The organism is Treponema sp. OMZ 803 (assembly GCF_024181165.1).
GTDB lineage: Bacteria > Spirochaetota > Spirochaetia > Treponematales > Treponemataceae > Treponema.
In genome coordinates this window covers 2,335,454-2,357,007 of sequence record NZ_CP051195.1, presented here as the reverse complement: position 1 = coordinate 2,357,007, position 21,554 = coordinate 2,335,454, and the positions used below count along the sequence as shown (strand labels likewise).

Below are 21,554 nucleotides of genomic sequence, written 5' to 3'. Positions count from 1 at the left end.
GAATGCAACAGTTTCCAAAATTGATATTTTGTTCGACTGTTGCATTTTAAGGAAGGTTTATGGGAGGGTTTACTATGAAAGCTGCTATCATTGTATTTAGTCCTTCGGGACACACATTGGCTGCTGCACGCATGATTCAGAGGAGTATCGAAGAGAAAGGCGGCACAGCGGATATCATAAATATTACAAAAGATGATAACCTGTTGTTTGCCTCAAAATCCGAAAGGCAAAAAATCTTGGAAGAACGCTTACAAGAATTCGATGCTCTTTTTGCAGGCGCGCCGGTATACGCAGGACATGCGGAAACTCATGTATTGCGCATCCTTGAAGCGCTGCCTGAACCGGATCAAAAGCGTTCAAAAATTGCCGTTCCGTTTATCACGTACGGAGGTGCTCATTCATTTATTGCATTGGAAGAGATGGGGCGTGCATTAAAAAAGAAAAAATATGTGCCGGTTTTGGGAATAAAACTTGCCTCCTTTCATACACTGAGCAGATTTTTTCGTACCAAAATACTGGAGCACAAGCCCGGCGATGCGGAAGAACGCTTAATAGAGAAGGTCATAAGTACTATTTTTGATTTATGTTTGCATACGGAACATATACAAGACAATAGCAGTTCTTTTGCGTATACCAAAGTCCCTATGCGTCTTATGCTGAACATACTTTCGCAAGAAAAAATACATGCAAAGTTTAAAACCGTATCGATTATACAAGAAAACTGCCGTGCATGTAAAAAATGTATTTCAGTGTGCCCTGTTAACAATTTTATTTTTGCAGATGGTAAGGTATCGATAAAAGATCAAAAAAATTGTATCTTATGCGGAGAATGTTTTTATCATTGTAAAAGCAACGCAATCGATTTTGCATATCGAACGGTTGCACAAAAAAGATTAAATGATGGAAATATTATTTTGGAAAAAGACCTCTCGGCCGTATACCCCAAACGATACGGCTATATAAATAATGAAGGAGAATTATGCTATGAGTAATGTATGCATTGTATACAGTTCAACACACCACGGGAACACTGAAAAAGTGCTGTATAAAATAAAAGAGAAGTACCCCGAAACGGTTCTGATCAAAGCTGTCGATTTTAATCCCGATGATTTTAAGCGATATGATACGGTCGGTTTTGCCTCCGGAATTTTTTACTTTAAATTTGCAAAACCGGTCGATACACTATTTGAACAAGCACTTGCGAGCGACGTACAAAAGTTGTTTTTTATTTACACCGCCGGAGCGGTTAATGCAGGGTTTGAAAAAACGCTGCGTAAAAGAACCGAACAAAACGGAAAGATCTGTCTAGGTATATTCGGCTGTAAAGGTTTTGATACCTTCGGCCCCTTAAAACTCATCGGCGGTTTAAACAAAGGCCGACCGAACGAAAACGATTTTAAAAATGCAATCGATTTTTTCGAGAAAAATATTATAAACGCGTAACATTTTTTTCATACCTTCAAAAATAGAAGGGAAGGGTAGGCAAAATATGGATAAAATTTTTCAACAGGACTTAACCAAAGAAGAAAAAGTCGGCGGCATTTTTATTGTCAAGCTCTTGTTTAAAGCGCCGGTAACAATGCCGGCTCGGGAACAGATGGAAGCGGTGATGCAAAAGCGCTTGGGAGATGCCGAATGTTTTTCATACGATTCGGACACTGCCGTAGCGCAGTTTGCCGCCACTCGATATCGGGCGGAATTTAAGGATGGGGCGTATCCGCCTATGCTAATGATTGCTCCCGCCGCCTTTGACGGAAATACCATTGACGATTTTACCAAAAGCCAGATGTGGGACTGCAGAGACGATAAAGATGCTATTTTGTCCGAATGTCGATATGCACTCATCGGTACCGATATGCTGGCGGCGGCACTTCCCGCATTGGAGCGTGCAGCACTCGATATGGATTTTACAGAGGCGCTGGTCGAGCTTTTTCCTGACTGTACTGCCGTTTATTTTGAAAATTCGGGAAAATTTTTTACTGCAGAAACTATCCGCAACCATACGCTTCCCCGTGAAAACCGTTTTATTCAATTTGCCGTGAACGTCCGCTTTTTTACTATTCAAGGCGGCGAAGATATGCTTGTCGATACGCTCGGCATGAGCTTGTTGTTCTTGCCCGACTTACAATATCATTTTCACGGACTCGATCCGAACCTGATTGTAAATCATGCATACAACATCGCGTTGTATCTTTTAATAAATAATAACCCCATAGAAACCGGCGACACCATCGACGGCATAACGGACGGTTCAGCGCAGCCCGAACGATGGATATGCCGCTACGAAGAATCGCTTATCCAGCCTGTGCGCGAAGTCCTCGATATAGATACCGGCGCCTATGCTGCGGGTAACAGACAGTATGAATAAACACAACAATGATAGTATCCGGTACACTTTTTGCTGTTATGCGGTTAATGCGATAATATAATATATTGTGAAAAGAGCTGATTTAAGCAACTATTGTGATTTTTGAAATAAAATAACTGAGGCTATACAATGAAACTCTTAATCTACGGTGCAGGAACAATAGGCACGGCATATGGCTGGCTGGTGTCTTGTAATAACGAAGTGGACTTTTACGGAAAATCCGACACGGAAAAAGAAATTACAATCAGCTATAAAGATTTAAGAAAACGATCGACTATTTACCAAACAATGAAATTCGAGCGCAGAATTATTACCCATATTGAAGATCATTACGACGCTATTATAGTTGCCGTAAATCGTTTTCAATTATGTAGCGTCTTACCGCATTTAAAAGAATTGAAAAATAAAACAAAGTATTTTGTGTTTATGCAGAATAACTGGAATATAAAGAACGAAATTGATCCCTATCTTTCTCAAGACGATTACCTTATTGCATTCCCTTCATCAATAGGCGGCGGAAGAGACGAAAAAGGCTTACACATTATCATATTTGATGAAGCAACCCGTTTAGGCGGTTCATCGATTTACTTGCCGCATTTCTCATCATTATTACAAAATTCCAGTATAAACATAACGGTTGATAAAAATATCTTTGAGTGGTTGAAAGTTCATTATTTGCAGCAAGCAATTACAGCTGGTGTGATTGCAGAATACGGTAGTTTTGAAAATGTTATTACAAATCCCAATGCAATTAAGAAAATGGTGCTTGCTTTTAGAGAAGGAATACAGGTATGCAGATTACTGGGAGTAAGAACGTATCGAATATTTCCGGCATATTTATTTAATATTCCGGTTTTTTTAATTGCCCGTATATTGCAACAAATGTTTTCCGAACAAAACACATTGGATATGATAATCAACCACATGAAAAAAGGATACAGCGAATGGGTGGTTGGATACAGAGAAGTCTTGAATGCCGGCAGGTCATTGGGGCTCCCTATGAGTGTGTGGGGATCGTATGAAAAATATATTGATTTGACATGAGCTTTACTTGTTGTTTCATACTACTTGCCGTATAGTATATATGGAGGCATTTGGTTACACCTTTATAGTTCTTTTCGCCTTAAACAGTGCTTGATACGCCCTTGCGTTTTCCGAACTCGGGAAGCTTTTGTTTATGGGTATCTTACCGAACGATAAACGCATGGGAATATGGCTTATCAGTCCCTTATTTTTAGTGATTATTTTATGGTCATTTTGCGGCGATACATGGAAGGAACACGGTTATCATCTGAACATATTGTATGACCATTTTGCAATGCTTTTCAACTCCACTTTTGATTTCTCTTTGTGAATAGACGGTTTATGTAAGATCGGTTAAAATATCGTGCATAATCATTGAGAAGTGAGGCGGTATATGCGAAAACCGAAAACTATTATCAGTATTTTTTGTATGTTTGTATTTGCCGTAATCTGTGGGACGCATGCTGTCGCACAAGAATACGGAAGCGTCGATGACCGAATAATGGATTTTTATAAAACGAAAGACTACCAAAAAGCGCCGGAATTATTGGAATCTTTTTTTAACGACCATCACCCTGACAGAGAAGCCTCGTGGTATTATCCGACGGTATTCTTTTTTTCGAAAATCTTTCCTACGGAACAATCTTTCAATCAGCTTATGACCATATATGGCAAAAGCGATAGCGAAGAGCGGCGATTCCTTATTCTGGTTGTCAGCCTCAAAGATAAACAGCTTTTGAATAAGCTTTATGAAAAAGAAAACGATGCTTATTTAAAAGGCTTTATCAAAGGTATTATCGATGATAAGACCAAGTATGATCCGCTGACAGCCGATATCACTAATTCAACGGAGCTCGATATACTCTGGAGTATTTTTTTTGCAACAGGCGATTCCGCACCTATTCGAAAAATTGCCTCGGTGTTAGCATGGGAAGATATTTTTAAGCATAAGATTACGACGTTTACGGGCACTAAAGAACAAAAAAAAGAGCTTATAAAACTTCTTTCCGATTTTAATATTAAATATAACAATGAGGAGCCGGATGCGCCCATGGAAGACTGCGATATTTCCGTGTTAGATAGCTATACGGAACATCTTGAAAGTTTTAAAAAACTCATTAAAACACTGAATATAACAGGTGAAGAATTGTACCGTGCATCTATAAAAAATGCAGCCTTTTGGTCGCTCGCCGCTAATTTAAATCGTCATTCTCCGGTAAGAACCGAATGTATGAAAATTGCCGATGACAAAGCTGCGCCTGAGAGGAATTTAATACTTTTTATTTTGGTTAAATCTGTTATGTACTAAATTTGAGAACATACAAACTATAATAATCTCAAAGAAAATTGGTAAAATGAACGTCCGTTTCTTTACTATTTAAGGTGGCGAAGATATGCTTGTCGATACGCTCGGTATGAGCTTGTTGTTCTTGCCCGACATACAATATCATTTTCATGGACTCGATCCGAACTTGATTGTAAATCATGCATACAACACCGCGTCGTATCTTTTAATAAATGATAACACCAAGCAAAGTAGCGTATACAGTCCCGCCCTCGTATTCAAAATCAACAATGGTTTCTCATCACCTCACGAAAACATAGTGTTCTGTAATCGCTCAAATCCCGACGTATTCAATACGTACTGCGATTCAATGCGGCCGTTTTTCACTTCAACGGCGATATCACAGGCCGCCGCAATCAATTCATAATCGTGCGTAATGACAAATATATAGGTGTCATCGGCTTTCAGTGTTTTAATGAGTTCTGCCGTTTGCATCATGTGAAAGAAGTCAAGACCACTTGTCGGTTCATCAAAGATCAAAATTTTCTTTTTGCAAAAGACCGCTGCCGCAATCGCGACACGTTGTTTTTGTCCGCCGGATAACGTCATAGGATGGCGATCTTTTAAACGCTCTATATCCATCTTGGTCAAAACGGTATGCAATGCCTCCTCGTCCGGATTTTTAACGCCAAGCACAATTTCTTCCTTTACACTGTCCGTAAACAACTGATGATTTACTTCCTGCATCACCATATAGCTCACGAATAAGCGTTCTTTTGCCGATTGAATGTTGCCGTTTATTCGAATAGTGCCTTTCTTGTTTTTTAATAATCCGCCTATCATTGAAACCAACGTCGATTTTCCCGCTCCATTGTTTCCGGTAACCGCAATGACGGTTCCTGCCGGAAAATATGCCTCCGGTATAAAGAGTGAAGGTGTTTCCGTATATTTCGTATAAGAAAAAGAAACGTCTTTCATTTGTATTGAGGCATCGGCTCCGATATCTCCGCTGCTTTCGCTCTGCTCTTTCATAATAGAAGAAAAACCGCCTAACGAAACGGGCCGTATACCGGTTTCCATCCGTTCTGCAATCGACATAGAATCCAATTCCTGCATGGTGTATTCTTTTTCAATTTGTCCTTCTTTCATATATACCGCACGATCCGCCAATTCTTTGAGATACCGGATTCGGTGTTCCGCGATGACGATGGTTTTTCCGTGCGATTTTAAAAATTGCAGCATCGATTGCAATTCATTGATGGCGTGATTGTCCAAATTGGAAGAAGGTTCATCCAAGACATAAATATCGGGATTAACGGCATAAATACTCGCGAATGCGATTTTTTGTTTTTCTCCGCCTGAAAGTTGAAAAATGTTTCGGTCAAGGAGCGAGTTTATATGCAGCGCATCGGCGGTTTCATATACTCTATCTTGAATGAGTTTCGGCTCCATTCCGAAATTTTCACATCCGAATGCAATTTCACTTGTCGTATTAACGGTGTAAAACTGTGTACGCGGATTTTGAAAAACGGTACCGACCGTTTTTGCAATCTCATACATCGGTGCGGTAACGGGATCAATTCCTTTCACCGACACACTGCCTGTAAAAGCTCCGTTATAAAAGTCAGGCAGCATACCGCAGAGGAGCCGTATCAGCGTGGTTTTTCCGCACCCGCTTTTTCCGCAGAGCAAGACGCATTCGCCTGTTTTAACAGAGAGGTTGATATTTTTGAGGCTTGGCGTATCCGCTTGTTCATACGTAAAAGAAACATTTTGAATATGGATCATAGCCTCACTCCCAGTATTCTAACAATGCACATACCGGCAAAAATACCTGTAACAAGAATCAAAAGCGCTACGTCCTGCCGCTTGAAACCTATCTCCGTCATACAAGTATGTGTGCCCGGATTATCAAGCCCCCTGCATAATGCCGCGGCTGCCAGTTCATCGCTGATGTTCAAGATTGAAATAAAAAGGGGAATCAATATATACGTAATCGTTTCCGACGGTTTGAATAAAAGACTCCGCGCATTACATTCAATGCCCCGCATACGCATCGCGGATTGAATTGCAGTCCATTCTTCCCGAATGGTAGGGAAGCAGCGAAAAATTACGGAGCCGGTTATAATCATATTTTTTGGAAGGCGCATCTTCCACAGTGCCGCTACAAAAGCGCTCACCTTTGTTGTTTCAACAGACCACTTTGTTAAAATAAAAATCGGTAAAACCTTGCGTACAAGTGCAACGGCAAAGTAAACCAGCGAAATCAAAGAATGAGACATATAGGGGTGTATCAGTTGTTCGATAGCGGCGCAGACTGCAAAGATGCCGATGCACTTGATTGAGTTTCTCCGGTGTCCTCCGACCGCAAGAATGAGGGAACACAGTAAGAACACGCCCATTTCATAGAATAGCGAGCGGCCTAAAAACATTAGAATATCAAATTCAATCAGTAATATCAATTTAGTTCTGGGATCAAACACTAATCCGTTATTCTGCCGTTTTGTTGTATAGAGTCCGCCCGCAGAATGCTTCATACAATACCTGCTTTTTCCAAACGTTTATGCAATACTTTTTTTGTGAACAAAGAACCGAGCAGTGAACAGAGCGCTGTTGCAATCATCATAACGAGAAGCCCCCACCATGGGGTAAGCAAGCGGACAGTATCGACAAACGCTTGGCTCATGCCGCCTTTAAGCGTACGCTGAAAAAAATACTCCCGCATAAACCAAATAGGGAGAAAGCCTCCGAATACATTTAAAGAAAAAACCATGTGGCTGATTGTGTTCCACTTAAAGCTTTTGTATTGGCCTTTCTTTGATAACAGTACGGCAATAAGACCGGCCGGAACGGAAACCAACGGCGCAATGGGGATATGCCCGGTGGCAATTAAAACCAGACTGGGAATGACCGCCGCAAGAAAGATCGAAATCCACCCGGGCGCCTTTGTCAGCATCGTATGGTAGACCGGCGCTGCAAAGAAAGCCAGCAGTTCCGGCATCAGCAAGAAAAGTACTGCAATAGGCATACAAATCACGCCGATGATGACGAAGATTACCAAATAGAGCGCGATAAAAAGACCTGCGGCAATCGCTCCTCTGGAAGACTTTGTGTTTTTTTGATTGTCCATAAAAAACTCCTTATATATAATTATAGATATTCACCCTTATTATTTATTGCAATAGTTTGTCGGTAACTGCTATTACATCCTCCATCGTGAAGTTTTGAGCGCTCTTGGTAAACTTTCCGTTATAGATAGTTCCCCACGAACCGTAGAGTATAAATGTCGCAAACAGTTCCGCATTTTCTTTCGTCAGTTTTAGCCTATCGGATAAATGGCCGTCATTATATGCCTGCAAAAGAAACTTGGCATACGGTTTAATCATGCGGTTTAACATTTGGAGAAAATCCCAAATTTTATACGAAGCATCTGAAATGGACACATCGCCGTTTGGTATAAACCGCTTCGTATACCCGCTAATATCTTCCCGAATCATACTACGAAACGCAGCGAGTTTTTTAGAAAACGGAACGGTATCGTCTTCCAGTATCCGGCACTTTCGTTCCAAGCGTTCGGAAATGTATTGCTCCATAGCTGCAACGTAAATATCTTGCTTTGACTTAAAATAGTAATAAAACATACCGGGAGCACCGTCAACAACATCAAGAATATCTCGTACAGATACCGCCTCATATCCTTTTTCTGCAAAGAGCTTTGCCGCAATTTCAATCAATTCCTGTTTACGGACTTCAGGTTTTTTGCTGTTACGCTTCAAAAATCAGCTCCTTCGGTTTTGTTTTACATGTTAGATGAGGCTAACCATACAAAGAAAAAAAACACTCGCAGAACGAGTGTCTGTCTATAATGCACCGAACGAGAGAAAAAGTCAAGAAGTCACATTTGTTTTTATCAGATAATAGCGTGAAAAAGAAATCATGAGCTTTGCTTGTTTTTTCATACTACTTGCCGTATAGTAGATATGGAGGCATAGTATGGCAATGTTACAAGTCCGACGGCAATTTACAATGATTTGACTTTAGTAACGAATAATACAAAGCATTTTAAAAATATTCCATTATTAGAATTAGAAAACTGGAAAACATAATTAGGCAATGGAATTGGAAATTTCTGATACGACACGAGATTTTTAGGATAAATTATGAAAGCAAAACTTACAATGTATAACCAGATCGGAAAACTGTACGGCTATTAGACAGGAATTATAAATGAAACTCTATGAAGCTTCTTTGGAGTCAAGAATGCGACTATTAATCAGTTTAAAGTATAGAATCCTTATGTGACTGTATTTTCGTTGTTTATCCGTGCGGAGCGTTTTCAATACTCCTGCCGATGGCAAAAATTAGTTGTTTTTGCCATCGGTAATACAGCTCCGTTTTAATTAATGCATAGAACCTTTTAAAAAGCTCCGGCAGCTATCAAGGACATGCTGCACCATCTCGTCTTCAGATACATCAGCACGTATACAGGTAGGAGCGCTCTTCATTTTTGCGGCTTCTTCGACGGAAGTCCCGTACCAGAAATGCATGTGAGGTGGGACAGCGTGGGGAATGGTAATTGCAAAATGAGCCAACTTGCCTTTAAATGAAGGATCAGTAGCGGAAAATGCACGATATGCCGGATGTGCGGCATGTGCACTATCTTGTATATATGAACTGCGGCTGACTTCTTTATTGCCTTTCCATACGATAATCTCATTTTTACCATTTCCTGCAACAAATTCAATATGAGTAAAATCATCGGCGGTACCGAATGTCTTGTACACCAGTGCCATAATATCTTCTTTTGTATAATCACCGCCCTTCGGATTTTGTCCGGCAAATTCTTTAATCAATTGCGTGTAAACATTTTGAATAGCGGGGCGCGGATCTTCGCAAACGGTAACTGAATTTACCCATTTGCCATTATATAACGCAAGCGGCTCTTTGGGTAATTTTTCTGCTGCCACTGTATTGATAACAGCCGTAAACTGTTTAAGTACCTCTTCTTTTGGAAGATTTGCTTCTACAAAAGGAGCTCGCTTCAAAGGATCCCCATGTACCAGCGATCGAATGCCCCATTTGCCGAAGCGGGCATCAAATGATTTTATTCCGGTTTTTTTATCAACTTGAGGAGCCGTAACAACAAAATAGCGCAGATTCTTTAATTCTTGAATTGGTTTTACCGCTTCAAATGTGAGCCAATTGCGAGTCGAATCTTCAACCATAGGGCGTGTACCTTTAAAGGTATATTCACACAAAACCTCTTTCTCAGAACCGTCGGCAGTACGTACAGTAAACGCTACCGTATTTGAACCGTCAAAAACAGCTTTTATCACGGGCGCCGCCACCGCATAATGTACCGCTGCTTTTAATCCGCCTTCACTATAGTACGGCATTGCAGCAGCATTTTTAGCGTATACATCCTGCAAAACAGCATCATCTTCAAAACGGCTGAGGGGTTGCCATGAACCTTTCATAACAGCAAGTTCTGAAGCTGCTGCAGTATCCGATACCGCGGTAGCAGGAACACTGACACAGCCTGCAAGCAGACACACCGACAACAGAGCAGCACCTATCGCTGCCTGTAAACACTTTTTAGATGTCATAAAAACCTCCGTAAAATACAAGGGTAGGGATAGTGGCGCAAACAATCAAAAATGTCAATGGTATCGCAACCGAATAATCGGAATGGTAGAATATGCCGAATCGATAAAATCTTCCGTATGCATAACGGAATGATTAAGGTGATTGCAGGAATTAGAAGATGCGTTTATGATACATGCGGCTCATCGCTTTGATGCAAAGGGAAGAAAATATATCGGTACTCCGATAAAATATTATTTTGAAGATGTAGGACTTCGAAATGCACGGATCGGATTTATGCATTGGGGGGCGTCAGGGTAGGTTGATATTGAATTGGTAAATGATATAAGTTTTCGTAAATATGAAATCTGCATTGTGTATCGTGATGATACGCAAGTGCCGGAAACAATTGCATTTTAATATTCTTTAAAATACATTGGAGAATTGATTATCGGATAGAAAGAACGAGGGAATTGAATATGAATGAAAAAGAAATAATTACATTTTTAAAAATGAATATCGAACCGGTAGTGGATGATATATATGGATGTATATATCGAGCGTCTGTGGTTTTAAGAGACAATGTGATTATTCCATGCGTAAAATTTTCGTGTGCGGATACATATATAGATTTAGCGATAAGAAGATTCGAAAAAGAAAATAAAATTTTTCTCAATAATGAGGAGAATCCTTACAGGAAAATCGTAAGTCATTTTTGTATAGAACATAATATCATAGACTCTAAAAAAATAGTAAGAATAGAAAGAAGCCGGTATTCTTTTCCGATAGAAATATTAAAGCAAATAAGAGGCGAAACGTTAATGAGCTGGACGGGGTTTGTTGTGAAAATGCGTGACGGAAATTATTTTAATTTCGGCACAGCCTTTTCATTCGCTTTTTTTGATCTTCCCGAAAATTATAATTTTTCAGATATTGCCGAAGTGATAAATCACAGCTACATAGATAGTAGCGGCAAAATACAAAATTACCGAAAGACCGGGTTAAAAAATTTTTCGAATGTAAAAATCTATAGAGAAAAAGATTATTTCAATTGTTACTTAAAGGGACTTTAAATACAAAACAATAAGTATTTTTGCAGTGCTTTAAAGAAGCCTACCAATCAGTTATTAAATGGTGATGAATAACAATGTCCAATAACAAAAAGAAAAAACTATACAGAAAGATCAATACAAAAACATACGGTGTATGGCACAGATATGGCATCGATTACCGCTTTGAAAGAGCAAAATTAAAAAATACGGATATTACCGGCTTATGAGTTAATTGTGAGTTTGTGAAATTATGCAGAAACTATAAATACGGGATACTCAGGAATTTTAGCTACTTGATTCTACACAATAGTATGTGTAGAATAAGCACTGAGGTAAAGGCTATGGCAACAAATCTTGCAATAAATAAAGAATTACTCAATACCGCTTATAAAATCGGCGGATACAGTACAAAAAAAGAAACGGTAAACACAGCGCTTGAAGAGTTTATTGAACGGCGAAAATCTGAAGAACTTATACAGTTATTCGGAAAAATTGAATATCATCCTTCTTATAATTATAAGAAGATGCGATCACGATGAAGTTTGTATTAGTTGATACGTCCGTATGGTCGCTTGCCTTTAGAAAAAAGCGTCCGGATAGTCATGACAAACAATTGATAGAATATCTTACATTTCTCATCCGTAATCATTATGCGATTATGATCGGTCCAATACGGCAAGAAATCTTGAGCGGTATATCTGATGAGCATAAATTTAGAAAATTACAGGAAGCCTTAAAAGCCTTTCCCGATTTTGAAATTACTACCGAAGATTATGAACAAGCGGCAGCATATTATAATATATGTAGAAGTAATGGCATACAGGGATCACATATCGATCATTTGATATGCAGCGTTGCTCATAATAATGATTTCTTGATATTTACATTAGATAAAGACTTTGAGCAGTATCGGAAATACATCGATATTGAATTGGTAAATGATATAGGAGGTAGATTGCCATAAATAAGAAATCGGCATCGTTTATCGTGATGATACGGAGGTAACAGAAATGATTCTGTTTTGATATTATTTAAAATACAATAAAGATGTGTATATGATACAATCATTACAGCAGCTTGCTGACATTACCGGTTTTGAAATGTGGATATTTTGGAATGACAGAAATTCCATACCGCTAGAGAAAGAAGACTCAGGATGCCCTAAATATTAATTCTCTTCAAAATAATCCGAATCAATCCGTTTTATTGTATAAACATCTTGTGTGCTTACGCCAAGATTATTTTCTATCATTAATTCGGTCAATTGTTTTCCGTCAAGCAGTATTATTTTTGCATCAATATCGGTAACATATTTCTTTGCTTCGTTTGTAAATGTTGAGGTAGTAATAAATATCCCCTTTTTCGCTTTTTTTCCTAACAATGCCCCTGCAAACTTTTGTATTTCGGGGCGTCCGATAGTACCGCTATCCCATTTTTTTGCTTGAATGTAAATAACATCAAGGCCTAACTTATCTTCTTTAATGATGCCATCAATTCCTTCATCGCCGGACTTTCCAACTACCGTGGCTGCTTCTTTGATTGAACCGCCGTATCCCATCTTAACCAATAAATCAATCACTAGTTTTTCAAATTTTGAAGGGCTGATATTTTTAATGGTAGACAATAACTCATCTGCTAATTCGTTTTTTATACTGAGATAACCGCTTTCAAGCAATTCATGCGGAGTAATGCTTTGTTGAATATTATGTTCGGTTTTATTATTTTCAGAATTATCAGTCTCTTTTGTCGTCTGGAATTCATTAAAAGCATCATATTCTTTGAGCATTTTAGTATTGATAAATGCAGGCTCCTTTTGCAAGAGTTTTTTTCCTTCTTCTGATATGCGAAAATAACCTCTCTTCGTTTTGAGTAACAAACCTGCTTTTGTTAAATATGTTCTTGCCCATCCAATTCTATTATTAATAACAAATGCTGATCCGCTTGGTAGCAATTCTTGTTTTTCTTTCTCAGTTAAATTAAATTGATTTATCAATGCGTCAGTAGCTTCTCTAAATAAATGCTCTTTACCATCTTCTGCAATTTTCATAAGCGGTAACATGCACTCTTCATACGTTGGAATTGCCATCATATCCCTCCTAATGTAATTGATATTAAGAAACACTTTACGCTTGTTGCAGTGCATCCAACCAAGCTAAATAGTCCCGTGCGCTCTGTTCTACCTCTTGCCGTGCAGCTTCGCTATATCCAGCGTTGCTGTCTATGAGCATACCATCAAAGATAAAAATGTTCTATACTGATGATAGAAAACTGAAAACTGTGCGGCTATTAGACAGGTAGTAAAATGAAAATCTTAATCTACGGTGCAGGTGTAATCGGCAGTTTGTATGCCGCTGCGTTTGCTGAAGCAGGATATAACACCACGGTGTACGCGCGAGGGGAAAGGCTTAAAGCACTGAGAACTCTCGGTCTACAGTATGAGAATAACGGCAAAATTCATAGAGCAAATGTTACCGTTATCGGTACATTGGAAAAAGATGATTGGTATGATTTTATTTTTCTAACGGTAAAGGAAAATCAAGTACATACGGCGTTACAAGAGTTGAAGCACAATATCAGTCCGAATATTGTTACAATGGTCAATACGCTTGAACCGTACGATAATTGGGAACGTATTTGCGGAACAGGACGTATTATACCGGCATTTCCGGGTGCAGGCGGCAGTTATGAAAACGGCATCCTTAAAGCGGACTTTACGCCGCGTATTATTCAACTTACGACCTTTGCCGAAATCAATGGAAATAAATCCGAACGTTTGAAAAAATTAGCCGCTCTTTTTACCGCATCGAACATACCGCATGAGATTGTAAAAGATATGCACTGCTGGCAACTCTGTCATCTGGCGCTGGTTGTTCCGATTGCCGATGCGTATTACAAAGCAAAAAATCCGGAAACGGTTTGGAAAGAATCGAGCATTATGAATGAAACCGTACGGCAAATCAAAAAGAACCTTCAAACGCTGTACCATTCCGGCATAAACCTTTCTCCGCCGAAGATGTATCTTTTAAGGCTTTTGCCCGTTCGGATATTACAGCATATTTTTACGCTCATTTTCAAAAGCCGTTTCGGATATATGTTTATGTACCGGCACTCAATGAAAGCTCCCGATGAAATGAATCGGCTGCATGTACAATTTTATCGGTATCTTGAAGAGGAATAAATATACGGAAAAACTTCTAAAAGCAGCAAACCTATCGGCTTGTTCTGCAAGGAAACGGTTTATCATATCCGCTAAGGCGGATTGCGAATCCGTTTTTAAGAAGTTTCCCTTAAACTTATTTGCGATGGAGTGTGATATGCCCGCTACCAATAAAGACGATATTGTAAGCGTAGATGAATTGCCCTTGACGGCAGAAGAAAAAACAAATCTCAAACTGCTGAACATAAGAGATGGGACACTAATCTCCGTAGTTGATAAAAACAAGTTAGTAGGCAGTCTGGTTCTTCCCGATAGTGTTACTGAAATTGGCGAAGAAGTATTTTCCGGCTGTACCGGTTTAACACATGTTGTGATACCGAACAGCGTTACAAAAATCGGCGGCGGAGTTTTTAATGAGTGCAGTTCTTTAACAAGCGTAACAATACCCGACAGTATTACTGAAATTAGTTGGAAGATGTTTTTCCGCTGTAGTTCTTTAACACGTGTTGAGCTTCCTGACAGTGTTACTAAGATTGACTGGTCGGCATTTAGCTGCTGCACTTCCCTCACAAATATTGTAATACCTGACTCTGTTACTGAAATTGGCTGGGAGGCGTTTATCTTATGTACTGCTTTAACACATGTTGTGATTCCAGCGCGTGTTACGGAGATTGGAGGGCGAGCTTTTGGGAGCTGCGCCGGTTTAATACATCTTACCGTTGATAATGCAAATACGGTGTATTGCAGTGAAAATAATATCCTGTATACAAAGGACAAGACAACACTGATCGCTGCTGCTGCAGGTTTACAAGGCGGTATTATCATCCCTGATAGTGTGACTGAGATTATTGCGGATGCATTTGCCGACTGCTGCTCTTTGACAAGTATTGCAATACCGGTTAGTGTTACTGAAATCGGTAATCGAGCGTTTTCCGGCTGTACCGGCTTAACCGGCATTGTGATACCGGATAGCGTGACAAAAATACGGGAGGAGATTTTTCATAATTGTAGTTCGCTCACAAGTGTTGTACTACCTCGCAGTATTACCGAAATTGGCGAGGAGGCTTTTTCCTGCTGTATTTCTTTAACAAATATTACTATACCTGACAGTGTTAGAGAGATTTGCTGGGCAGCATTTTACGGCTGTACCTCTTTAACAAGCGTTGTGATACCGGATAGCGTTACCGCGATTAGTGAGGATGCATTTACTGATATTAATCTTGATGCGCACTTTATTGTTTCAAGTGAATCGGTAAAAAACTTGCTAAGAGATTGCGGCAGCGGTATACGCGATGAGCAAATTATCGTTAAGCAGAAGCTGTAGCTTATTTGATAATTTGTAATGAGTGACAATAATGTTAAGGTTATTGTCTTTGATAATATCTTTTAATTTTGATACCGTATTATCATAACCCAATAAGTCTAACATTAATTAAGTTTGCATATTTAAACGGCTTAGAAGTGATTGAAGAACCAACGCCGAGGAACGGCAGGTATTGACCCCTCCGCACGAATCATTATTTGGTCGGTTTCTTTTTAGGGTTTATGAATCTTACTTCTCCTGCATCTGTTTCAATTTTTGAAGACTTTTCCGCCGTAATAAAATATTTGTTTGCGTAAAAACACTCTCTTGTGTCTTCAATTTTTACTGTTGACTTTCCCGTCGCACGAATTATACTTTTTATCTTTTTTACCTGTCCGTAATAGGTATCTTTGTTTGGTGAAAAACCGAAATAGCAATCTTTGCATTTTAGTTTTGAAGAGTCGGAAATATAGATGATGGGGTTTTCGTAGGGAAAATTATAAAAATAGCAGCCTGATAATTTTACACTTGCGTTTGCCGAAATAAAAATGTGACCGCTGCATTCATCAGCATGAGTGATATATCCGCTCTCTTCTTCTTCATGAAAAAAACGGACATTGCTCAATTCTGCTTTTGCACTATCATCAATATCCATAAGGCAATCCTCGTCATCGTAGATTTCGGACTTGCTTCCGTAAATAAACAATTTCGCATTGTTTTTTATTTTGACTGAGCATTTGTGCTTTGTCGCATTCAAACTAAATATCTTGACGATTGCATTTCCTTGGAGTGCAAAACCTCCCGCTCTCCCATCGTTTCCGGAAATAAAAACTTTATCATTGCTTTCTAATCTTGCATTCTCTGTGATACCGATTCCTGCCCCCGAATTATTGTGAGAAGTAATTAGCCCTGTGAAAAGCTCAGAATTCTGAAAAAGAATTATTCCGTGTCCCCTATTATTGTATGTACTTATACTTTCGACTTGTATTTTTACTTTTCCGTTAAGGCAAATACCATCATCTCCATTTGCTTTCGAATAGATTGATTTTACATTCATCAATGCTTCATCGCAAAGATATATCCCACCGCCAAAATTCTTATAAGCAGAAAAATGTCCGAATCTTTTTTCTACATTCACAGAACTTGTCAAATAAAAACCTTCAAGCATATTGCCAACAGCATAAATTGATACATCTTCGGAAACGGCGATTTTCCCGAAGCCACAAACCCCGTATTCTCTATAAGAATAGGAAAAAAAATTTACTTTATTTACGGCAGATGAAAAATAAACTTCTCCAGCTTTAAATATAAAAAGATTTGAAAATCTGTTTTTGAATGCAAAAACTCCCGAAAATTCTGCTTGTCCGGATACGGAAATTCCGCAATTCGAAGAACCAATCACCAAAACACTGTTCAATTTTGATCCGTCTGTAGCTATGTTCAGCAAAGATTCAGACGGGTTTTCATCAAGTGCGTCATACAAAGTATCTCTGCCGTTGGTGTCTGAAAATTGTTGAAATTCTTTTTGAAGTTTTTCGTGAATCTCGTTTGCTTTTTTATTGCGTTCTTGATCCACGTACTTTATATATCCATCAGGAATAAAGACCGCCGTTTCTGCCCAAAAGTCTTCTTTATGCTCTTCATAAAATTTTTCACCGACAAAAATAATTCCTTTTACAACCGCTGCACTTTGAACGGAAATCTTTTCATCATCAGGAACTATGATGACTGTTTGTAAATTTTCTAAAAAAGCATCCGTTTCAGAAAATCCGCTGCCTTCAATCGTGATTTTTGATTTCACCGTGAAAGAACCTTTAAAAATGCCCGCCTCAAGTTTGAGCATTCCATTTTCCGGAACGGAGTCTATCGCTTGTTGAATCGAAGAGAATTTTGCGATTGTCATGGAGTAGGTAATAATGGAGCATTGATTTTTTTCCTGCATTTTTCTTTCCTTACTATGTTCTGACATAATTAAGTTTCCTTTTATGAATACATTTCTTCAAAAGAATTCTGCCATGCAGCTCGCATTGAATCCCAATTTGTATGGCAGTTTTCTTCAATCATCCGTGCCGGTGATTTTTTTGCCCATGCAATAATTTGAGCTTCGTATTTTCCGAGCGGCATATCGGTTTTATACAGCGTTGAAAGTTTTTCGGGGATATCCTGAGAGTCAATACGGAAACGCGAAGCGAGAGAACCGTCTGCACTGTAGATATAAGCATGAGGGATTTCAAAGTTTCCCTTGTGGAACTCGCGAAGATTGCCGCCGATATCTTTTATGCCTGTGAATAGTGAAAACGGCAAACCATCATCCGGTTTTGCGAATACGCTGATACCGCGGATCTTCATTTTTTCAAGGGATTGTACGAACCGGCGGAGTGAAAAATCAAATGCATCGATGAAATCGGGGCATTCGGGATTATCTGTCGTTCCGAGCTGACGGATCAATCGCCAATTCAAACGGATAAAAGTCTTTATATCATTTTTTTCTTTTTCCGTAAGAGAAAATGCCGAAATATCGGCTAAATCAAGCACATGCACGAACTGAGGATTTTCCTCTACCGTAACTGCCGTATGCTGTTCTTCCCATGTCATACCGTCTTGCCAATCTTTACGCAACAGTGCGATAGAGTTTCCGCAAAAACGAAGAAAAGCGTTTTCGTCATCAAATAGTATATGTGCGGCAAGCCCGCTCTGCGTTTTGTGCATGAGGGTTCCGAAAAAGCCGAAATTTTCATACGTTTCATCAAGAAAACGCTCAGCCGATTTATGCCCGCGTTCTTTTGCCCGCTTGTATCGTGCAAGGTTTTGCCATAAAAAACCGGTGTCGTCTTGTGTCATTTGTTTTTTAGTTCCCATACTGAAAAACGGCTCTCACCGATGTGTTCAGTAAGAAATGCGAGGTTTGTGATTTTCGATTTTTGTGTTATGATACAATTTGCTTCATTCATTCTTCTTTCAATGCTTTTACAATTCCGTAGAAAATCAAAAGATAAAGCAGAAATAAAATACCTGTTATGACTATGTACGCAGTTTGTCTAAATCCTGAAAAAACAAAAATCAAATGTTCAACGAGTGCCAACACAAGGAAAATGCCCGAAAAAATTTTTATATTCGCACTTCCTCTTCCAAAAGAAATCCCAAACATTCCGAGCAGAGTGGCAAAAAGAAAAACTCCGCTTCCGACAGTAAGAAGCATATTCCCTGTTCCTGAAAAAAAACCATAGCCTGCAAATGCGGAAATCCCGAGTGAAATCAAAACTAGAATCCAATTTATTTTCATAAAGTTTTCTCCATACTATGACCCGTTTAACTCATCGGCGGTACAGGCGGAATCGGCGGAGTATTTTGACCGAAAATTGCCGACAGTTCAGGCACGTTTCCGGCTGTCATCCAGTTTGCCATACCGGCTTTCCAAACAAGACTTTCGCGCGTAAACTGTCCGCTTGCCGCCATTTGAGAAAGTGTTGCAACCGTATAGGGGCCTGTTGTCTGTCCGTTTACCGCAACATTGTATTGACTTACTTGCGGCGGAGGCGGCGGAACCGGCTGACTCAATCCGCCCAAAGCGCCGTGCATCATTCCGGCCATATTCTGCCCGATTGCACTTCCCATAGCCATTCCTGCCATCATGCCTGCCGGATTAAAACCGCCGCCGTTGCCAAGGTTTATGCCGATACCGCCTGCCGCTCCCATCTTTCCAAGTGCTTCCGCTCCTGCAATGCCGACTCGTGTCTGCTGGTCAATCTGATGAGCCGCAAGATTTGAACTTTCCGTTCCGAGCCGTCTTTCCCGCTGGTACTCTTCCATGTTGATTTCCGCCATACCTTCCATCTGGCGAATATTGATAGCACTTTTTGCTTTTTCCTGCTCGCTTATGATGTCTGTTGTAACAGCTTTTAATTCACGATAACCTTCGCTTGATTTATCAAGTTCAATATCGCTTATATCAACTGAACTTGTTGTAACACCGAACTCACTTTCAAGCCGCTGTTTTAAAATCGGCTGCAAAACACTACTGACTTCAAAAATCTTTCGTTCAAGATGAATTACGGGAATTCCTGTATCAAACGGGATATTTGTAACAATAGATTTTATATATTGGCAAACAGCATCCCGAATCTGCAATTTAAAAGTCTCAAGGTCAAAGTCAATAAGCCTGTGAAGTTTTATGAACTCTTTGTAATTTGTAACTCTAAAATTGATAGAACCACGGACCGCAACGGGAACGGTAAAATTAGTATTGCGTGCATCAGCTACATCAAAAAACGGAACGCCGAATTTTACCTGAATAATTCCTGCAAGGTTTATAAAATAAATTTCCGCTTGAAAAGGGCTCGCCCCGCCGAATGCCGCACCGACAATTGAGGTAAGGATAGGAAAGTTCGCTGTTTTAATTGTGTTATCATAAGGTCCTTCAATATAGTCCTGCATTGTGCCGTCTTTTTGGTGATAGACGAAGACAGCGACTTCACCGTCTTTCACACGCAGACTTGAACCGTAGCGGATTGCGTTCTCTTTTTTTGTAGAATTCGCTTCTTCCGCTCCCTTAGGTCTCCATTTCCAAATCAAATATGTCGGCTCATCACAACGGATAACATCCATTAAACCGCCTTCGTGTTTTTTCTTGAATATGGACATTCGGTTTACTCCTGTTAATTATCTCTATTTTACCTTAAAACCAGCTCCGTATTGCTCGTCTTTGGAATTTGTAAGCCAATCATAGTCTTCTGATTTTACAACTTCATTTTTAATACGTTGATTTGTAATACCTACTCTTAAGTCAAGATCTATTGCATGAATTTTAGCATCCATAAAAGCTTTAAGGGCTTGTTTATAGTCTTTTTCTGTTTTATTTGTTCCTATTGGGTTTGACCAAGTTCTAAAATACTCTTTGCTTAAGGAATTAATAATAATTTTAAAATTTCCATTTTCGGATTCAAGATCAAATGAAAAACTCCCTGCTCTATCGTCAAAAAGACAAGTCCCCCACCATATTTTTTTAGAACAATCTTCTTTTTTCCATTTTTTTGAAGAAAGAAATTCCTTATATTGCCTGTCAATTTCTGCCATAACATCACCATTCACGGCGATTTTTCCAATAACAGTCGGGGCCTGTACTTCGTCACAATAAATCATGACACCATCACCGTCGAGTTTCAAATATTTTGATAAAGAACCTGTAAGCGTTATATTCTCCGTAGAAATAAATGTCTCTTTTGGAACTTCAATAAAAGCTCCTTTTCTGTCTACAATACTAAAGGCTCCTACACCTATGATTATCGCAACTGCAACAACGACTGCCGCAATGACACCGATTTTTGCTTTTTTTGCTTTTGCATTTGCTGAATCAACTTCTTTTTGAATCATTGCGATTTTCGATACCCCATCAGGATCGGAAGCAAGTATAATTTTTGCTTTCATTGAAAGTTGGTTTAATTTTGTTTTCCACATTTCATTGAAGCGTGCATTACGTCTACCGCTCGGTGAAAAAGGATTTACATTTGTTTTTAACAATGAAGCTGCAAGTACGAAAAATTCAAGAATAGATTCTTTGTTATTTGGAACAACATAATTCTCTATCAGACTTTGAATTTCATTTTCATTCTTATTTGAGGCAACCGCTTCAAGTCTTAAGAAAAAATCCTTCACAGAATCATTCACGCGATTATCATTCAGTTCATGTCCACAACTTGGACAAATTCCTGTAAAACTCTGTAACTCTGCACCGCAATTCGGACATTTGCGGATTGTGCCTACATATTCCTGTTCTCTTTCCATTT

Annotated in this window: 22 protein-coding genes and 3 pseudogenes; 13 read left to right on the top strand and 12 right to left on the bottom strand. The window is 39.3% G+C overall.

Annotated elements, in window-relative coordinates; all coding sequences use genetic code 11:
• The first annotated feature begins 74 nt into the window (after positions 1-74).
• The 6 genes and pseudogenes from ABH09_RS10640 to ABH09_RS13060 form a co-directional block, all read left to right on the top strand.
• The gene (locus ABH09_RS10640; RefSeq protein ID WP_253714395.1) at positions 75-992 is read left to right on the top strand and encodes a 4Fe-4S dicluster domain-containing protein; all 918 of its coding nucleotides are present in this window, start codon (positions 75-77) and stop codon (positions 990-992) included.
• Positions 985-1,443, top strand: a complete 459-nt coding sequence (locus ABH09_RS10635) for a flavodoxin family protein (protein ID WP_253714394.1) — start codon at positions 985-987, stop codon at positions 1,441-1,443. The genes ABH09_RS10640 and ABH09_RS10635 overlap by 8 nt, the downstream gene beginning before the upstream one ends.
• 46 nt (positions 1,444-1,489) lie before the next feature.
• Positions 1,490-2,368, top strand: coding sequence for a DUF4261 domain-containing protein (locus ABH09_RS10630; protein ID WP_253714393.1), 879 nt, complete (start codon positions 1,490-1,492; stop codon positions 2,366-2,368).
• Positions 2,369-2,497: 129 nt separating this feature from the next.
• Positions 2,498-3,412 (top strand): ketopantoate reductase family protein, encoded by a 915-nt coding sequence (locus tag ABH09_RS10625; RefSeq protein ID WP_253714392.1) that lies wholly within the window; start codon positions 2,498-2,500, stop codon positions 3,410-3,412.
• A 373-nt stretch (positions 3,413-3,785) separates the two neighbouring features.
• Positions 3,786-4,700 (top strand): hypothetical protein, encoded by a 915-nt coding sequence (locus ABH09_RS10620; RefSeq protein ID WP_253714391.1) that lies wholly within the window; start codon positions 3,786-3,788, stop codon positions 4,698-4,700.
• A gap of 46 nt (positions 4,701-4,746) precedes the next feature.
• A pseudogene (locus tag ABH09_RS13060) lies at positions 4,747-4,926 on the top strand (DUF4261 domain-containing protein); the annotation flags it as partial.
• 56 nt (positions 4,927-4,982) lie between these two features.
• On the opposite strand, the gene ABH09_RS10615 reads toward ABH09_RS13060, so the two are convergent.
• Genes ABH09_RS10615 through ABH09_RS10600 form a run of 4 tightly spaced genes read right to left on the bottom strand, consistent with a single transcriptional unit; the run spans position 4,983 to position 8,452 of the window.
• Positions 4,983-6,464, bottom strand: coding sequence for an ABC transporter ATP-binding protein (locus tag ABH09_RS10615; protein WP_253714390.1), 1,482 nt, complete (start codon positions 6,462-6,464; stop codon positions 4,983-4,985).
• Positions 6,461-7,213, bottom strand: a complete 753-nt coding sequence (locus ABH09_RS10610) for an energy-coupling factor transporter transmembrane component T (protein ID WP_253714387.1) — start codon at positions 7,211-7,213, stop codon at positions 6,461-6,463. The genes ABH09_RS10615 and ABH09_RS10610 overlap by 4 nt, the downstream gene beginning before the upstream one ends.
• A complete protein-coding gene (locus ABH09_RS10605) occupies positions 7,210-7,806 on the bottom strand; it encodes an MptD family putative ECF transporter S component (protein ID WP_253714386.1) in 597 nt (198 codons plus the stop codon). The genes ABH09_RS10610 and ABH09_RS10605 overlap by 4 nt, the downstream gene beginning before the upstream one ends.
• Positions 7,807-7,849: 43 nt before the next feature.
• Complete coding sequence (locus ABH09_RS10600; protein WP_253714385.1) at positions 7,850-8,452, bottom strand: TetR/AcrR family transcriptional regulator; 603 nt, start codon at positions 8,450-8,452, stop codon at positions 7,850-7,852.
• Positions 8,453-8,689: 237 nt separating this feature from the next.
• On the opposite strand from ABH09_RS10600, the pseudogene ABH09_RS13055 reads away from it, so the two are divergent.
• A pseudogene (locus ABH09_RS13055) lies at positions 8,690-8,782 on the top strand (VapC toxin family PIN domain ribonuclease); the annotation flags it as partial.
• Positions 8,783-9,076: 294 nt separating this feature from the next.
• On the opposite strand, the gene ABH09_RS10595 reads toward ABH09_RS13055, so the two are convergent.
• On the bottom strand, positions 9,077-10,282 hold the full coding sequence (locus ABH09_RS10595) for a hemin-binding protein B (protein WP_253714384.1): 1,206 nt from the start codon (positions 10,280-10,282) through the stop codon (positions 9,077-9,079).
• A 166-nt stretch (positions 10,283-10,448) separates the two neighbouring features.
• Here ABH09_RS10595 and ABH09_RS12875 point away from each other — a divergent pair, with 166 nt between their 5' ends.
• The 4 genes from ABH09_RS12875 to ABH09_RS10580 all read left to right on the top strand — a co-directional run bounded on the left by ABH09_RS12875 (position 10,449) and on the right by ABH09_RS10580 (position 12,275).
• Positions 10,449-10,580 carry a hypothetical protein gene (locus tag ABH09_RS12875; protein ID WP_256481804.1) on the top strand — a complete coding sequence of 44 codons (132 nt, stop codon included), beginning with the start codon at positions 10,449-10,451 and terminating at the stop codon, positions 10,578-10,580.
• Between the two features lie 158 nt (positions 10,581-10,738).
• Positions 10,739-11,332, top strand: a complete 594-nt coding sequence (locus tag ABH09_RS10590) for a hypothetical protein (RefSeq protein WP_253714383.1) — start codon at positions 10,739-10,741, stop codon at positions 11,330-11,332.
• A 320-nt stretch (positions 11,333-11,652) separates the two neighbouring features.
• On the top strand, positions 11,653-11,850 hold the full coding sequence (locus ABH09_RS10585) for a type II toxin-antitoxin system VapB family antitoxin (RefSeq protein WP_253714382.1): 198 nt from the start codon (positions 11,653-11,655) through the stop codon (positions 11,848-11,850).
• Positions 11,847-12,275 (top strand): type II toxin-antitoxin system VapC family toxin, encoded by a 429-nt coding sequence (locus ABH09_RS10580; RefSeq protein ID WP_253714381.1) that lies wholly within the window; start codon positions 11,847-11,849, stop codon positions 12,273-12,275. The genes ABH09_RS10585 and ABH09_RS10580 overlap by 4 nt, the downstream gene beginning before the upstream one ends.
• A gap of 204 nt (positions 12,276-12,479) precedes the next feature.
• Here ABH09_RS10580 and ABH09_RS10575 read toward each other — a convergent pair whose 3' ends face one another.
• Positions 12,480-13,400: a restriction endonuclease gene (locus ABH09_RS10575; RefSeq protein ID WP_253714380.1), complete on the bottom strand. Its 921-nt coding sequence runs from the start codon at positions 13,398-13,400 to the stop codon at positions 12,480-12,482.
• Positions 13,401-13,434: 34 nt separating this feature from the next.
• Positions 13,435-13,533, bottom strand: a pseudogene (locus tag ABH09_RS13050) (flavodoxin family protein); the annotation flags it as partial.
• A gap of 80 nt (positions 13,534-13,613) precedes the next feature.
• On the opposite strand from ABH09_RS13050, the gene ABH09_RS10570 reads away from it, so the two are divergent.
• Together ABH09_RS10570 and ABH09_RS10565 are read left to right on the top strand one after the other, a co-directional pair.
• Positions 13,614-14,489: a ketopantoate reductase family protein gene (locus tag ABH09_RS10570; RefSeq protein WP_253714378.1), complete on the top strand. Its 876-nt coding sequence runs from the start codon at positions 13,614-13,616 to the stop codon at positions 14,487-14,489.
• A gap of 136 nt (positions 14,490-14,625) precedes the next feature.
• Positions 14,626-15,792, top strand: coding sequence for a leucine-rich repeat domain-containing protein (locus ABH09_RS10565; RefSeq protein WP_253714376.1), 1,167 nt, complete (start codon positions 14,626-14,628; stop codon positions 15,790-15,792).
• Positions 15,793-15,985: 193 nt separating this feature from the next.
• On the opposite strand, the gene ABH09_RS10560 is transcribed toward ABH09_RS10565, so the two are convergent.
• The 5 genes from ABH09_RS10560 to ABH09_RS10540 all read right to left on the bottom strand — a co-directional run bounded on the left by ABH09_RS10560 (position 15,986) and on the right by ABH09_RS10540 (position 21,552).
• Positions 15,986-17,740 carry a hypothetical protein gene (locus ABH09_RS10560; RefSeq protein WP_253714375.1) on the bottom strand — a complete coding sequence of 585 codons (1,755 nt, stop codon included), beginning with the start codon at positions 17,738-17,740 and terminating at the stop codon, positions 15,986-15,988.
• 14 nt (positions 17,741-17,754) lie between these two features.
• Positions 17,755-18,630, bottom strand: a complete 876-nt coding sequence (locus ABH09_RS10555) for a hypothetical protein (protein WP_253714373.1) — start codon at positions 18,628-18,630, stop codon at positions 17,755-17,757.
• Positions 18,631-18,718: 88 nt separating this feature from the next.
• Complete coding sequence (locus ABH09_RS10550) at positions 18,719-19,054, bottom strand: hypothetical protein (RefSeq protein ID WP_253714371.1); 336 nt, start codon at positions 19,052-19,054, stop codon at positions 18,719-18,721.
• Positions 19,055-19,080: 26 nt separating this feature from the next.
• Positions 19,081-20,412 (bottom strand): SPFH domain-containing protein, encoded by a 1,332-nt coding sequence (locus ABH09_RS10545; RefSeq protein ID WP_253714368.1) that lies wholly within the window; start codon positions 20,410-20,412, stop codon positions 19,081-19,083.
• A 24-nt stretch (positions 20,413-20,436) separates the two neighbouring features.
• Positions 20,437-21,552: a zinc ribbon domain-containing protein gene (locus tag ABH09_RS10540; RefSeq protein ID WP_253714366.1), complete on the bottom strand. Its 1,116-nt coding sequence runs from the start codon at positions 21,550-21,552 to the stop codon at positions 20,437-20,439.
• Between the last annotated feature and the right edge of the window lie 2 nt (positions 21,553-21,554).

What these genes read in the sequence shown, in the direction of transcription:
- ABH09_RS10630 (WP_253714393.1), top strand. Translation starts at nt 1,490, where the DNA reads ATGGATAAAATTTTTCAACAGGACTTAACCAAAGAAGAAAAAGTCGGC.
- ABH09_RS10625 (WP_253714392.1), top strand. Translation starts at nt 2,498, where the DNA reads ATGAAACTCTTAATCTACGGTGCAGGAACAATAGGCACGGCATATGGC.
- ABH09_RS10555 (WP_253714373.1), bottom strand. Translation starts at nt 18,630, where the DNA reads ATGGGAACTAAAAAACAAATGACACAAGACGACACCGGTTTTTTATGG.
- ABH09_RS10610 (WP_253714387.1), bottom strand. Translation starts at nt 7,213, where the DNA reads ATGAAGCATTCTGCGGGCGGACTCTATACAACAAAACGGCAGAATAAC.
- ABH09_RS10560 (WP_253714375.1), bottom strand. Translation starts at nt 17,740, where the DNA reads ATGTCAGAACATAGTAAGGAAAGAAAAATGCAGGAAAAAAATCAATGC.
- ABH09_RS10545 (WP_253714368.1), bottom strand. Translation starts at nt 20,412, where the DNA reads ATGTCCATATTCAAGAAAAAACACGAAGGCGGTTTAATGGATGTTATC.
- ABH09_RS10540 (WP_253714366.1), bottom strand. Translation starts at nt 21,552, where the DNA reads ATGGAAAGAGAACAGGAATATGTAGGCACAATCCGCAAATGTCCGAAT.
- ABH09_RS10550 (WP_253714371.1), bottom strand. Translation starts at nt 19,054, where the DNA reads ATGAAAATAAATTGGATTCTAGTTTTGATTTCACTCGGGATTTCCGCA.
- ABH09_RS10615 (WP_253714390.1), bottom strand. Translation starts at nt 6,464, where the DNA reads ATGATCCATATTCAAAATGTTTCTTTTACGTATGAACAAGCGGATACG.
- ABH09_RS10590 (WP_253714383.1), top strand. Translation starts at nt 10,739, where the DNA reads ATGAATGAAAAAGAAATAATTACATTTTTAAAAATGAATATCGAACCG.
- ABH09_RS10565 (WP_253714376.1), top strand. Translation starts at nt 14,626, where the DNA reads ATGCCCGCTACCAATAAAGACGATATTGTAAGCGTAGATGAATTGCCC.
- ABH09_RS10595 (WP_253714384.1), bottom strand. Translation starts at nt 10,282, where the DNA reads ATGACATCTAAAAAGTGTTTACAGGCAGCGATAGGTGCTGCTCTGTTG.
- ABH09_RS10575 (WP_253714380.1), bottom strand. Translation starts at nt 13,400, where the DNA reads ATGATGGCAATTCCAACGTATGAAGAGTGCATGTTACCGCTTATGAAA.
- ABH09_RS12875 (WP_256481804.1), top strand. Translation starts at nt 10,449, where the DNA reads ATGATACATGCGGCTCATCGCTTTGATGCAAAGGGAAGAAAATATATC.
- ABH09_RS10620 (WP_253714391.1), top strand. Translation starts at nt 3,786, where the DNA reads ATGCGAAAACCGAAAACTATTATCAGTATTTTTTGTATGTTTGTATTT.
- ABH09_RS10585 (WP_253714382.1), top strand. Translation starts at nt 11,653, where the DNA reads ATGGCAACAAATCTTGCAATAAATAAAGAATTACTCAATACCGCTTAT.
- ABH09_RS10570 (WP_253714378.1), top strand. Translation starts at nt 13,614, where the DNA reads ATGAAAATCTTAATCTACGGTGCAGGTGTAATCGGCAGTTTGTATGCC.
- ABH09_RS10580 (WP_253714381.1), top strand. Translation starts at nt 11,847, where the DNA reads ATGAAGTTTGTATTAGTTGATACGTCCGTATGGTCGCTTGCCTTTAGA.
- ABH09_RS10640 (WP_253714395.1), top strand. Translation starts at nt 75, where the DNA reads ATGAAAGCTGCTATCATTGTATTTAGTCCTTCGGGACACACATTGGCT.
- ABH09_RS10635 (WP_253714394.1), top strand. Translation starts at nt 985, where the DNA reads ATGAGTAATGTATGCATTGTATACAGTTCAACACACCACGGGAACACT.
- ABH09_RS10605 (WP_253714386.1), bottom strand. Translation starts at nt 7,806, where the DNA reads ATGGACAATCAAAAAAACACAAAGTCTTCCAGAGGAGCGATTGCCGCA.